At 66.5% G+C, this 13,320-nt stretch carries 12 protein-coding genes; 4 read left to right on the top strand and 8 right to left on the bottom strand.

Annotated features, from left to right (window positions below; genetic code table 11):
• Positions 1-42: 42 nt before the first annotated feature.
• The 3 genes from NV348_RS16220 to NV348_RS16230 all read right to left on the bottom strand — a co-directional run bounded on the left by NV348_RS16220 (position 43) and on the right by NV348_RS16230 (position 2,981).
• On the bottom strand, positions 43-1,494 hold the full coding sequence (locus NV348_RS16220) for a DUF3560 domain-containing protein (RefSeq protein ID WP_447147631.1): 1,452 nt from the start codon (positions 1,492-1,494) through the stop codon (positions 43-45).
• 61 nt (positions 1,495-1,555) lie between these two features.
• A complete protein-coding gene (locus tag NV348_RS16225) occupies positions 1,556-2,302 on the bottom strand; it encodes a hypothetical protein (protein WP_280184985.1) in 747 nt (248 codons plus the stop codon).
• The gene (locus NV348_RS16230; RefSeq protein ID WP_280184983.1) at positions 2,232-2,981 is read right to left on the bottom strand and encodes a hypothetical protein; all 750 of its coding nucleotides are present in this window, start codon (positions 2,979-2,981) and stop codon (positions 2,232-2,234) included. Before NV348_RS16230 ends, NV348_RS16225 begins: the two co-directional genes overlap by 71 nt.
• 506 nt (positions 2,982-3,487) lie before the next feature.
• Between NV348_RS16230 and NV348_RS16235 the strand changes: the two genes are divergently transcribed.
• Genes NV348_RS16235 through NV348_RS16245 form a run of 3 tightly spaced genes read left to right on the top strand, consistent with a single transcriptional unit; the run spans position 3,488 to position 8,325 of the window.
• Positions 3,488-4,174, top strand: coding sequence for a hypothetical protein (locus tag NV348_RS16235; RefSeq protein WP_447147632.1), 687 nt, complete (start codon positions 3,488-3,490; stop codon positions 4,172-4,174).
• The gene (locus tag NV348_RS16240) at positions 4,171-6,240 is read left to right on the top strand and encodes an ATP-binding protein (RefSeq protein WP_447147633.1); all 2,070 of its coding nucleotides are present in this window, start codon (positions 4,171-4,173) and stop codon (positions 6,238-6,240) included. Before NV348_RS16235 ends, NV348_RS16240 begins: the two co-directional genes overlap by 4 nt.
• Before the next feature lie 18 nt (positions 6,241-6,258).
• On the top strand, positions 6,259-8,325 hold the full coding sequence (locus NV348_RS16245) for a hypothetical protein (protein WP_280185094.1): 2,067 nt from the start codon (positions 6,259-6,261) through the stop codon (positions 8,323-8,325).
• 207 nt (positions 8,326-8,532) lie between these two features.
• Here the strand turns inward: NV348_RS16245 and NV348_RS16250 are convergent, their stop codons facing one another.
• From NV348_RS16250 to NV348_RS16270, 5 genes are all read right to left on the bottom strand, one after another.
• Positions 8,533-9,786 carry a hypothetical protein gene (locus NV348_RS16250; RefSeq protein WP_280185096.1) on the bottom strand — a complete coding sequence of 418 codons (1,254 nt, stop codon included), beginning with the start codon at positions 9,784-9,786 and terminating at the stop codon, positions 8,533-8,535.
• 119 nt (positions 9,787-9,905) lie between these two features.
• Positions 9,906-10,715: a hypothetical protein gene (locus NV348_RS16255; protein ID WP_447147634.1), complete on the bottom strand. Its 810-nt coding sequence runs from the start codon at positions 10,713-10,715 to the stop codon at positions 9,906-9,908.
• A 157-nt stretch (positions 10,716-10,872) separates the two neighbouring features.
• On the bottom strand, positions 10,873-11,175 hold the full coding sequence (locus tag NV348_RS16260) for a hypothetical protein (protein ID WP_280186183.1): 303 nt from the start codon (positions 11,173-11,175) through the stop codon (positions 10,873-10,875).
• The gene (locus tag NV348_RS16265; RefSeq protein ID WP_280186184.1) at positions 11,172-11,714 is read right to left on the bottom strand and encodes a hypothetical protein; all 543 of its coding nucleotides are present in this window, start codon (positions 11,712-11,714) and stop codon (positions 11,172-11,174) included. The genes NV348_RS16260 and NV348_RS16265 overlap by 4 nt, the downstream gene beginning before the upstream one ends.
• 116 nt (positions 11,715-11,830) lie before the next feature.
• Positions 11,831-12,361: a hypothetical protein gene (locus NV348_RS16270; protein WP_447147635.1), complete on the bottom strand. Its 531-nt coding sequence runs from the start codon at positions 12,359-12,361 to the stop codon at positions 11,831-11,833.
• Between the two features lie 275 nt (positions 12,362-12,636).
• Here NV348_RS16270 and NV348_RS16275 point away from each other — a divergent pair, with 275 nt between their 5' ends.
• A complete protein-coding gene (locus NV348_RS16275; protein WP_447147636.1) occupies positions 12,637-12,861 on the top strand; it encodes a hypothetical protein in 225 nt (74 codons plus the stop codon).
• The last annotated feature ends 459 nt before the right edge of the window (positions 12,862-13,320 follow it).

The raw sequence follows: 13,320 nt of genomic DNA on the forward strand, positions 1-13,320 counted from the left end.
GCGGCCGTCTGCTCGCTGCCGCCCGCTAGGGTGTCGCCAGGGTCAGGCTGCGGGCAGGTAGGTGCGGGCCTCGACCAGGGCACGGACCTGGTTGTGGACCTCTTCGGGCCAGCGCACCGGCCCGGTGATCGCGAACTCGGTCACCGGGAGCTCGACCGGGTCACCGAGCACGCGGCTGTCCGGGCGGCGCCGCGCGCGCAGACGCAGCACACCCGGCTCGGTGATGGGCTCGGGCGGGCTGGCGTACCAATACGGCGGGTGCGGCCACACCGCGTCGTAGTCGATGCCCTCGACCGTCCAGGACCAGTACTCGGCCTGAAGGCCCTGGCGGTAGTCGAGTTTCGTTGTCCCGGTCTTGCGTTTCGGGCGCGGCGGGAGATCGCTGGCGTCGAGGTCGGCGAAGATGTCGGGGAACCGTTCGCGGGCCTGGGCCTCGCTCATGACGGCGGTGACGTCGTGGAAGCGCACCGTGTCATCGGTGGTGATCCACCGGTGCCCGGTCATCTTCGCCACGATCGTGTGCAGCAGCAGTGGCGAGAGTGAAAAGTTCACCATCGACACCGATTTCGCGTTCACTCGCGTGATCTGACGCCACGTCGAGCCGTGAGCGCGCACGAAGTCCCCGACCGTGAAATCGTCGCGGCCCCAGCCGGGAGTCTGCCCTTGGTCGATCTGGGTTTGCCGGACTTGTTTCCAGTAGGCGATGTCCTTCTCGCGCTGGGTCATCCGGGCCAGCACCCGCTCCCGGTAGTCTCCGGTCGCCGGGGTCGTGGTTTCGGTCTGGTAGACCTCGCCGCGGCCGTCGAGGAACCGGCGGGTGTGACCGTCCAGGACACGCTGGTCACCGCGCTGCTCGGCCTCGAGGCCCTCGATCCGGTTGGCGACCGTGCGCGGGGAATACCGCTGCTCGGTGGTGTGAGCGGCGGACTCGGCACGATTGTGCGCGCGGGTGGCGTCGCGCCCGGCCTCGACCGAACGCCCGAATGCTGTCCACGCCTTGTCGATCGCGTTGCGGTGCCGGCGTTCGGAATGGTGCCCGATCTTGATCGGTTCTCCGAACGGAGGCAACTGGTCGTGGGCTCGCTGATGCGCCGCTTCCGCTGTGGCGGCTTTCGCGTCCTTGCGGGATGCCTTGTCCCGCAAGGCATCGACCCTATCAGCCTGACGGTCGGCGCGGTCGGCCTCGGCGTCCTCGGTCGCGCGCGCGGTATGGTCGATGTCGACCTCGACGGTGTACCCGGCCTCGCGCAGCTTTTCGGCGGCGTAGTCGATGTGGTACTGCTTGGGCTGGCGGTCACGCGAGGACACCACGATCCAGCACTGAAGGCTTCTGGCCCACCGCCAATGCCCGATCGCCTTGCGCACTCCGAGCATCACCTCGTAGGTGCCATCGTCGCGGACGGTCCCTTCTAGCAGGGTGCCTTCCTCGGCGGTGTGGGAGATCGTGAGCGGCGCCGACACGAGCACCACCTCCTCTCTGATAGTTGTCGACATGCGCATGAACGCATGGTTTTGGCAGGTCTGTGCGGTTACGGTGTTCGTGGTCCGGGACGGGTCAGTCGCTGCCGGGGGCGGGTTCGGGCAGCCGGTAGTCGTGGGGGCCGAGGCGGGTGAGCTCGTCGTAGGTGAAGTCGTCGACGGGGTCACCAATCCACCGCGTGAGGGCCCCGGGCAGGGGCGCGTCGCCGTGCAGCCACGCCTCGAAGATCTCGCCGAGGTCGAACAACCTGTCCGTCTCGCGGTCGAGAACACAGATCCGGGCCGCGTCACCGCAGCACACCCGCATCAGCGACAGCCCGGACGCGATCTCGATCTGACCGAAAAGCCGACCGATGTGATCACCGGGCAACTGCGCCAGTGGTCCGCTGCCGAGTCGGCCGGTGAACGCGCCGGGATTGAAGAACGTCCGCAACCCGGTGATGAGTTCGTGTCTGCGTGCGGTGATGACCGCGAACACGACCTCGCTGAAGGTGTCACCGACGCTCGACTTCCGGAGCGCCGCACGCACGCGGGGCAATTCGGCGCGGGTGAGGCTGCCGCCGACCAGGGCCAGCAGATCGGCCACCGACACCACCACCTCACCCGGCGCAGCGCTGACCGTCGTCGGGTCGGTCACCGGCGAGTTCGGCGTCGGGTCGGTCGGGTCGGGATCTTCGTCGCAGCCGCCGACCTCGAGGTAGGCGCCGGCCAGGCGGTCGTGTTCGGGGATCTCTACCAGGGTCAGCCCGCCCTCATCGATCCCGACGTGGTGGGACAGGTCCAGGCCGGAGGCCCACGTGCGTAGTTCCCGGACGGTGATCATGGCTGTCCTGCTTTCGCTGTTGTCGGAGAGGAACGTTCGCGCTGAGCCCCGGTCCGAGGCCGGTGATCAGGTGTAAGACGCCGTTGGCGACCTCGATGATGTGTTCGAGGTGAAACCGCGCCGCCTGGGCGGTGGAGGTGTCGGTGTCGGGGAACAGCAGTTCGGTGAACCCGGTGGTCAACCCGAGTCCGTCCTGGTTGCCGTGCTGGTTGCGCAGCACGAGGGTGAACCCGGGCAGTCCGGCGGTGTTGTCGTGATCGAGGCACAATTCCAGGCGCGGGTCCTCGGTGAGGACATCGGCTTCGCGTGCGGCGTTGAAGAACGCCACCAGGTCACTGGCGGGCATACGGTCGTGGCGGCCCGGGAGCAGGCCCTCGACCCGGTCGGCGTGCACCACCAGCCAGAGTTCGAAGGCGGCTTCGTCGATGGCGAACGGGACCGGATCGTGGTGGGCGATGACGAAGGCGGTCGCCGGTTTCTCGCTGGCCGGACCGGCGACGGGGTCTTCGCCGTCGTCGGGGTCGTCTTCGGTGAGCAGCTCGTGTGCGCGGGCCAGCAGCTGCTTCTGGCGCTTGCCGAGGATGTCGTGGGGGTCACCGGTACTGGCCCACAGCTCCGCGGCCGTGCAGATCAGGGTTTCGGCCTCCGAGGCGGTGAACTCGTGCTGAATCGGGGACACGATCGTCGTCCTTTCTGTAGGGAGGCAGGGCAGCTCGCGCCAGGCCGTGAGAGGCCAGGACAACATCGGGAGCTGGAAGTGAACAGATCTCGGCGTGGTGCACCGGATGCGGCACGGAGGCGGGGAGTGCGAAACTGGCAGTCGGCGTGGGGAACCGGGAACTGGCGCTCAGGCGGCGACCGGAGAGTCCGCGCTGTGGAGGGCGGTGTGTTGTGACTCGCATCCATGCATGGCCATGCCCGCGCTTGGTGACGCTGGCAGGCGCGTTGCGGACAACCATTCTTGGCCGGGCCGCGCAGTGATAGTTGGCCATCCAGGGACGTGGGCTGCGGGCTGGCCCGGTTATCGATTGGTTTGTGGGCCAGCGGGTCGCGGACATCCGACGCCGTTGTCGCGCGACTGCGGTTCAGGAGTTTCCTTCGTCGAGTTCTCGACGCAGCAGTCAGATCGGCTGATACGTTGAGCGCGTGGACCAAAGGGCCGATCCACTGAGCGCAGAGGATCCGGTGACCAGCCGGGAGCAGGATGCTGTTCGGATCCTGTTGTTGCTCGACAGTGCGGGCGAACCGGTGGACGACACCGAGCGGAGGGTTCCTGGTCTGAGCACCGCGGTGTGTGTCGTCCGCACGACGGTGCGGTTGCTGAAGCTCGACTTCTGGGTGCGCAACCCCGACTACCTTGCGGACGAGCTGCTCAACGACTACGAGAGCAGTCGCGAAGAGCCGCTGCTCGCCATGGCCGCGTCGATCTTGGACTCCGAGGAACCCGAGGTGCGTCGATACCCCATGCTGCGCAACAAGTTCGGCGCGTGGGAGAACATCGACAACGCGATGGCGGTTCTACGCGGTGCGGGCCTTGCCGCCCGCAAACGCAGCGGCACGATCGAGCGGGTGCGTCAGAGCGATTTCTACCTCCTCGACGAAGGCAGGCGGGTGGCCCGCGAGATCGTCGCCGACGAGCCGGTCTTCCAGTACTACGTCGACCGGGTCGACTTGGTGGTGAGACTCGCGGACGGTCTCGGCGGAACGCAGTTGAAGAACCGCCAGTACTTGCAGCGCGAGTACGCCGATACGCCGCTGCACGAGCACATCTCGACGGTGGCACCGCGTGCACGTGCCCGCTTGGCGGCGCTGCAAGCCGACTTGGCCGATTCGCGTGAGGCTGTGGACACTACGCAAGGAGAACGACGATGACCGGGCTTGTGGGCGACGACCAGCACGCCCTGTTCACCGGTAAAGATGCGAGCACCGTGGCAGATGGGGGCGCGCAGGAGCCGCCGGTGTCCGGTGAAGCGTTGCTGGATACGCGAATCGCAGACCGGGCCAAGGTCACCGCGGAACAGGTACGGGATGTATTCGCCACCTACGGGTGGCCTCTGGTGTTCACCCCGGCACGCCCGCGGGCCCTGCGCCTGGTACGCCTGCGGATGGCGGGAGTCCGCGCGGGCAAGGTCGCACCCGGTGCCTTCGACACGACATTTGATTTCACCACGGGCTTGACGGCTCTGGTCGCGTCCAACTTCCGGGGTAAGACCAGTGTGCTGGAGCTGATCACATGGTGCCTGCGCGGGACACCGCGGCGGGAATTGCAGAGCGGCGTCCGGGGCTGGCTGAATCACCTCGACCTGGACATCACCGTCGCCGGACAGTCGATGGGTTTCCGCTTGGACATCACCGACGGGGCGATCTTGTCCGCGACCGTCCTCACCGCACCCAGCGCGTCCTTCCTTGCTCATGCCCGGGAATCGGATCCTGCACAGAAAGTGACTGTCCTGCTGCAGGCGACCGGCGAACAGAGCTATGCCGAGCAGGTGGCTAACCTGATGTTGGACCGGCTCGATCTGTCTCAGATTGTCAGCACGCTAAACGAGACCGGCACGCAGACCCACGGATGGCCAGCCTATTTTGCCGCGATGTACCTGGGCTCAGCCAGCACGAAGATCCTGCTGGGAGACCATCCGATGTCGGGCTTGGCGGGCAGGCTGCTTCAGGTCTTCTTGGACCTCCCCGCAGCCGCAGCGCTCACCCGGGTCAGGACCGCTCGCGATGTTCGCCGTAACGAGGTACAAGCCCGCCAAGCCGAGTGGGAACGCGAAGCGGCCCAGCGCCTAGAAGAGCGCACGCGCATCGAGGCCGAACTGGTGACCGCACGCGCGCGACTGGCCGAGCTCACCGCCGCCGCCGGGCACAGCGGATCCCTCACCGAACTCGCCCGAAAAGCCGCGCACCTGGCCGGGCAGGTCGCCGACGCCCGAGCGGTCGACGACGACGCCCGGCGCGCCGAGCAGAGCACGAAAACCGACCGTCAGCGGGCAGCCAAGCGCCTGGCCGACGTCCGCGAGAGCAAGGTCGCCAGAGCGCTGTTCCAGGGACTGGACCCCGACGCCTGCCCGCGGTGCGATCAGGCCATTACGACCGACCGCAGGCACAGGGAGCACCACTCCCACGCCTGCGCCGTGTGCGACCGCCCGGTCGCCACCGACGATGCCGAGGCGATGGAGATCATCGCAGAGGCAGAGGTCCGCTTGAACGCGGCTGTGGAAGCCGAAGACCAGGTGAGAGCCCACGCGGAGTCCACGCGTACTCGGCTCAGGGCCCTCACCGCGGAGTTGGCTACCGCAGACGAACTTCTCCGAGCTGCGCGGTCGGCCACCGCGCTGCCCGAGGTGATGCATGCCCAGCAGGCAGTCTGGCGCCTCGAAGGCGCTTTGGAAGTCCTGCCGGCTTCGTCCCCGCCGGGCGGGGACGAAGCCGACAACGAGACGGTGACTCTGCGGGTGCTGGACACGGCGGTGAAGATCCTCGACGCCGACAACAAGAACGCCGCGGTCGCGCTGTTCAACGACTTGGGGCGAGAGGTCGTCGACCTGTCCCGTCGGTTCGGCATGCTCTCGCTCGAGAACGTGCGCATCGACCGCGGTGCTCGGATGAAGGTCACCAAGGACGGGGGCGGCGAGGACTGGTTCAGCGATTGCGATTCCGGTGCGCGCCTGCGCCTGCGCATCGCGTTGGTAATCGCTCTGCTGCGCGTCGGGGCTGCCTATGGCGTCTCGACCCACCCGGGACTGGTCATGATCGACAGCCCAAAAGCCGAGGAGGTTCAAGACCTCGACGCAACTGTCCTGTTCCGCGAACTCGCGGCGGTAGCCGAAGAACAGGGCATTCAGGTCGTGATCACAACCCGCGACTACGATCTTGTCCACACTGTCCTCGACGCCAAGCACACCATCGAAGCTGACGAGAACGAGCCGCTGTGGTGACCAGGCCAGGAACACGACGTGGCTGACTTGGCCGATCGCTTGAACGACCTTGCCGCAGCCGGGCAGCGGGCGTCCTTCACAACGATCGCGATTCCCGTGGCGGAGATCCTCGACAAAGCCCGCGAGATCGCCGCAGGTCCATTGGCACCATTGTTGGCCGAGGCCATTACCGCGGACGACGCCGACGAGCGATGGGCGGATGTCACCGGACTGTTCGTCGACGGTCTGGCGGCGCAGAGAAGCGTGCTGGCCCTGTCCAGCGCCTTGGAAGTACTTTTGGCCCGTCCAGCGGTGCTCGGTTCTCACGGACCAGCGCTGCTCGACGCACTTCTCGACCAACTCGCACAGACGGTCCAGGACGCCCCAGTCCTCGCCGGTACCCGACTGGACGCCGCAGTGCGGTTGGCCGTCGGCAAGGCGGTGAAGCCCTTTCGGGTGTGGGATTTCCTCGAACGGCTCTCTGTGCAGGACGCCCCGGAAGACTTCGTCGAACTGCTGCCGCGCACCCTCGGCGCGGCACTCGACAGCTGGGCGGAGGAGACGGAAGCAGCCACCACGCTGCGCCGCCTACTCGGTGAGCTGGCCCAACTGGAAGCTTCCGACTCGGACGCGGTCTACGAACTAGGCTGCGACCGACTCCGCAACGCATTATCGAGCACCGACCTGACCCAGGTCACCCAACACCTGATCGATGCCCGGCGAGATCTCGCCGCCAGCACCACCGACGAGGCACGAACCGACGCTGACTGCTTGATCGCGGCCTGCGACGCGGTTCTCGCTTTCAGCCGCCACGACACCGTTGCCGTCGCCAACGCCGCCGCACGCCTCACCCAGTCACTCGAACAACTCACCGCGTGGCAGTTGCGTACCCACCAGCCCACCTGGACCCGCCCCCGCCACTCGGCCCTTCTCGGATGGCACCAACTCCTACTGCTACTCGACACAGCCTCGAACACTCTCGCCGACACGGTCTGGATGACCCCGTGGAACGCTCTCGACGCCGTCCTCTCCGCCTACAACTCCATCCGCACCGTCCAACCGTTGGGCTCCGACACCGACACGGGCGTCGCCCTACTCGTCAAACCCGCAATCGAAGACACCTTCCTACGCGAACAGAACTTCCTGCAAATCCTCGAACGCGCTGTCGAGCAACCCGAACAGCACACCGGCCACCCCCAGTTCGACCACCCAACAGCCGAAATCCTCCTGGGCAGGATCCGCGCCCGACAACCCCGCACCCGCAGATCCAGCGTGCCCGACGGCGCGGGCAACCCCGAAGACGAAGACCCGCAAGCTACGCAACGGCTTTACCGCCTAGCACCATTTCTGGTCCGCACCCTGGGTGAGAAGGCGGCAATAGACTTCACGGCAGACTTGGCCGACGATATGGTGGCCCTTCTCGGTGGAATGGCCGAGCAGGCAGACCAGAACCGCTTCGACGCCAGCGACCCAGTGGTACTTCCGATCGCGCATCACATCCTCGACCAGCTGGCCGGACACCCCGACTACGCCGGGCGAGTACCCCCAACTTTCTCCGCATTGGTGCACCAGACCGTCCTATTCCTCAAATCACGCTTAAACCTCAATAAGTCCAGCCTTCTGGGGAAGCGGCGCCGTAACGGCGAACCGATCTACGACTACCGCCTGCGCCCAGAAAAGGACCAACGCCAACCAGTTGAGGAGGACCTACAACTCGATTTCCGCGGCTGGCTGGACTCGGGTGCCCTCCACCACGCGGTGAGCGCCGAACCAATCGACCTGGCTCTGGGACGCGGCGACATCATCGTGCGCTTCGGCGCGCTGCACTACTTGGCCGAGATCAAGAAGGACGATGGCGACAATAGCCGCCAGCACATCGAATCCACTTACCTGGCGCAAACGACGGAATACAGCAATACCAACGTCCCTTTCGGCCTGCTCCTCGTACTCGACCTGACGCCGAAGACCTCCAGCAGCGGCACCCTCAGACTCGATGAGCTCATCTGGGTCGCGACCCACCGTCCGGCAGGAGCCACAGTTGATCGGAAGGTCGTCGTAGGTATTTTGCCTGGCAATCGATTGCCACCCTCGGATTACTCAAAGTGATGGCTCATGAGGCCGCAAGCCCGAGGCCAACGAGTTCCGCGCCGCTCTAGCCCCTATCCACGCCAACTCATCGAGAGGTGGTGCGAACCACACGAGTCGGCGCTCCGCATGGAACGTACGACACTCGACATCACCGGCGCCGCAGACAAATCCGGAAAACGGCCACCGAGAGCCCCAGTTGAACGGTGAAACACGTGTACTGGCCAGCTATCGATGAGAGTGGTCAATTACCCCTGCAAGGCACATGTGTTCGAGTGCCAGCAGCCGTTCGTCGGCGTGTCCGCCCCACCGGGTTTCGAAACCTGCACGTTTTTTCGGGTTTATCGTGTTCGGGGCCGCGACGAAGAACTCTTCCAGGCGTGGATAGTCCTCGGTCTCGACGGTCAGCCAGAGCCGGGTGTGCTCACCGTCGATCCGGACAGCTATCTGGAGGCTATCGGCGAGGTCGCCGACGAACCGCGCGGCCTCGCCGCGGTCGCCGCGGTGGATGATCTCGACCGCGCGCCATGCTTGGGCGCGGGCGCTGTAGCAGCGCCGCACCCGATACACCGCCCACTCGCACGCATCCATCGCAGCGTCGGCCAGGGCATGGACCTCGGACGCGCCGTCGGCGCGGAGCCTGTCGCGTAACGATTTACCCGGCCCGAACAGGCCGCTGCGGTGGTTGAGCGCGAGCGCGCAGTACTCGTCGACGAGATGTTTGAACGCCTCCTCGGGAAAAGCGCGGTAGCGGGCGAGCTGGTCGGGCCAACTGGGCACGCTGACGAAACCACATTGACGACAGCAACTTTTCGGCCACCACACCCCGAACAGCCCGTACAGGTAGCCCTGGCTCATCGCGCGGGTCATCCCGGCCGCGTGCAGCGGGTAGATCGGGTGGCGGCGCCCGCCCATCGTGACCGAGGTGTCGCGGGAGATTCTCCCGGACTCCTCCGCCGAATAGCCGATGGCGTGGATGTAGGGGCGCGGCCCCAAATATGTTGCGCGCCAAGCATCTAAAGGCTGGCCTTTTGCCTTGGCTGAGCAAGCACGTCCGTTCAGGGTGGGCATGACCCCGTTGCCGCGATGCTCGGCCGAGAGCGGGCAGAAGCCGTGCTCGTCGGGATCGGGATGCAGCCGGGTCGGGGACCGGGTATCTTGCAGGACGACGATCCCGTCGGCGACACTGGGACCGGCACGCGCGACCTCGACGAAACGCACCCGGCGAGCGGCGATCAACGGCAGGATATGTTGCGCGACAAGATTATTGGTCGACCGCCACTTATCACCTGTCTGTGCCACCAATACCAGCAGGTTCGACAGATCATCGAGCAACTGCGGGGGCCGGAATCCGGGATCGAGCAAAGTGCGGGTAATGCCCGCGGCACTGTCGACACCTAATCCGAACGACCAGCATACCGGCATCGCCGCGTCGTCGAAAAGTGTTGTGAGCGGGAATAGTCCCTCGATGTCCTCGCCCATGGGAGCCGTTCCTTTCAGCAAGATGACGCGGTCCGGCGCGCGGGGACCGTGACCGGAGCCGGAATCGAGAGCTGAGACCCGGCGTCGGTGAAGACCGGTGGTTCGGGTGAGCGCCCGTGTCAGCGATGGAGGGGGCGGCGTGCGTGCAGGAGCACGGTGTCGGTGTCGGTACCGGAGGTGGTGAACGCCGCGGCGGGCAGTGGTTCGTGCCCGCCGTGGGCGGTGATGAAGTCGCGCATCGCCGCGTGGTCGCGGTCGGCGCGGTAGGTGTAGCCGTTGGGCGCGAGCGCCAGCAACTGCCCGCCGCCCTCGAGCAGGTCCCAGGCGGTGTAGAGGTGGTCCATCCACACCGTCGGCTGACCGGGCAGCGCGAAGGGCGGGTTCATCACCACGGCCGCGTACCGGGAGGTCAGGGTCGCGGCGAATTCCTCGAAACCGGCGATCACGATGGTGACCCGCGGGTCGTAGTCGATCGCGGCGGCACGCGCGCGGTCGGGCTCGACGGCGGTGACTTCCACGCCCGGGTTGGTGGCCAGGATCGCTCGTACGAGCGCGCCGTCACCGGCGGAGGGCTCGAGCACGTGCGCGCCGGGCGCGAGTGCCGCGATCCCGGAGTGGGGTCCGGCGACGAGGTGGCGGGCCAGCGGCTCGGGGGTCGCGAAGTAGGCGGTGAGTATCTTCCGATCGGTGTTGGGGGTCGTGCCGCGGGCTACGGCCGCGGCGATAGTCTCGGTGGGGTCGTCGGGGAAGACGTGGGCGCGTGCGCGGCGGTTCCATCGTCCGCCCATGGATTCGATGACCCTGTTGATTTTCCGGTAGTCGGCTTGGCTCAACTGCTGGGGCAGCACAAGGTTGTGGCCCTCGATTCGGGACTCGGCCAGGATCTCGCGAGCGAACTCGGGCACCGGCACCGAGGTTCTGACAGCCATCGATGATCACCTTTCACAGAGAACGGATACCGGCGTCGCGCCGGTGTGGAACCGGTTACCAGGACGGGTCGAGGACCAGGTCCACCCATTCGTCGGCGACGGTCAGGTGGAAGTGGACGCGGGCGGACTCGGGTCTGGTGGTGGTGATGTGGAGCCGCTAATGGTCGGTCCAGGTGCGCAGTTCGTCCCCGGCGGCGGCGAGCCGGCGCCGGGCGTCGGGGTCCAGGGATCCGAAGTGCTCGCTGCAGTCGGCGAGACTGCCGGTAGGCAGGGCACCGGCGTAGCACCAGAGGTAGCGGCGGGGTTCACCGTGCAGGCACCGTGGGTGATGGCGGACCTGCACACCACCGGGGACCGAACGCGCGGACGCGGGGCACCCGCACGGGTCCGCGGCCGTGGTGTCGTGGCCGTCGGCCGGGGTCGGGTGCGCATCCTGCGCGTGGTCGCCGTGGCCGGTCATGTGGCGGGTTTGCCGGTGAGGTGGGCGATCAGGGTCCGCATGGCGCGCAGCCGTCCGCGGCGGGTCGCCGTGTTGAGATAGGTCGACAGTTCGACCGCGCCGACGAAGGCGTCGGCGAGCTTGTCGCCGAGTTCGTCGACCTCGCTGCGCTTGTCCAGCAGTTGCTGGACCTGCTCGCTGAGCCGGGTGATCTGTGGTCCGGGTCCTGCCATCGCGGCCGGGACGAGCACGTAACCGAACTCCTCGGCCAGCATGGCCAGCAGTTCCCGCCCGTTAGGCATGCTGGCCCGGTCGGCGGCCTCCACCACGGCCAAGCCGTGCGGGGTCGAGCAGACCACGCAATCCTCGCGCGGCTGCTCGTAGCTGCACCGGGTCCCGGTCAGCTCGTCGAGCGGATCGCTCTGCTGGATCAACCCGTCCAGACACCATCGGCCGTCCTCGAACACCATGTACACCTTCACCGCGTCCTCGATCCGATGCTCATCGGGCATGTACAGATCGAAATCGGGGTGATAGGCGTCGATCTCGTTGTCACTCACGATGTATCCCTTTCTGCGAGTTCGGATGCGGACGTGCGGATCTCGGATCGGGACCGGCCGTGCCGGGACACCAACCGAAGACGGGGAGAGCCGGACGTACCGGGAAGGGGGCGGGTTCAGTCGATCCAGTCGGCGACCGGCCCGGTCCCGGTGTCGGTGGCGGCTTCGGCGACGACCTCGGCCATGGACACGTCCACACGGAAGCGGTGCCCGATATCGGCCTCAACCGCTGCGTACTGCGCAGCCAGCTCGGGGTGCAGGCGCGCGGCCTGCACCAGACCTGATTTCGATGAATAGATGCAGAACACACACGACGCGCGCGGAAATCCTGCACTGTAAGAAAAATGAGGCCGGGTACCCGCCGACGCGATCCGCGCCCACACCGTCTCGAGGTCCCAGCCGTGAATCGGCAGCCACGTATCCACGATCCGCCGCGAATTCGAGACACTGGCCTTCGGAGGATTCCCGGCGCTGCGGGCGGCAGCGCATCGCGGGCACAGACACGTCCTGCCGGGCTCATGCACGAAGGCGTGCCGGTTCGCTCTCTCCGCGGACTCTTGACCGCGATGGCCCATGATGTTCAGCACCCTGATCGGGCGATCGACGATCCCGGCGGCGCGGGATTCCGCGACCAGCATCGTGATCACCCGCCGCGCCGGAGATCGCTTGAAATCGCTGGTGCTTATCTGCACTACTTGCTGGTTGGCAAATCTAGGGGTGTACCGCGGCGGCCCCCTGCCCATGCTTCTCCGCACCGGCCTCGTCTCCCTGACAGCGATCGCGCTGGCCTGGATCGGCCGTCTCGTCCTCAACCGGTCATGCGCGCCCCGGAGCGGGACCGAACTACCACCGATGGGGGTAGACACCGCTCTCTTCGTCCAGATCGGCACCCAGAACCTGGCAGCACCTGTCCCTGCGGGCCATGCTCATCGGCGACCCCGTCGGTGCCGGATTCACCAGATCCCGGCACCGGAACACTCACTCTCGACCTCACCACGTTGGCTCCGTCCTGGGCCACCCGGTGATGGTCCGGGGGCGTGAAATCGAGGTCGGCGAGTTGCGGCCCGGGGAGCAAATCACCGACACCACGATCCTGGGCGGACGGGTCACCGTCGCCGCCTTCACGCAGAACTCGACCGCGACCTGACACCGTGGTGGGCCATCCGCGCGGTCGGCGGCCCCATCCGCGACGCTGAAAGCGTAGACAGCCTCGTCCCTTCCTGCACAAGCGGAAACCCGACCCACCGACCACGACCGAGCAGGAGCCACCGTTCATCGCGCTCGCGCGGAGGAGCGAACTACTTGAGCTGGCTGACCGATGTCGACGCTCCGACATCGTGCGGCACAACAGGGCACAGCGGCAGCATTCGTTCGAACAGCGACGATGATCTCTCATCCGACCGCGCGATTGCGCGGCAACTGCGCCGACGGGTCCGATCGGACCGAAATATGCACAGATCAAACGGATTTGGGGTACTCTTGGCGACGTTTCTGGACTTCACGCCGCAATTTAAGGACATGAATTGGGGATCAAGGACAACCTCGGGGAGTATGAACGCTCACTCGATGCTCGCGGAGAAGAGATAGCTGAACGCCTCGCAGCGTG

This window comes from Nocardia fodinahabitans (assembly GCF_052983615.1).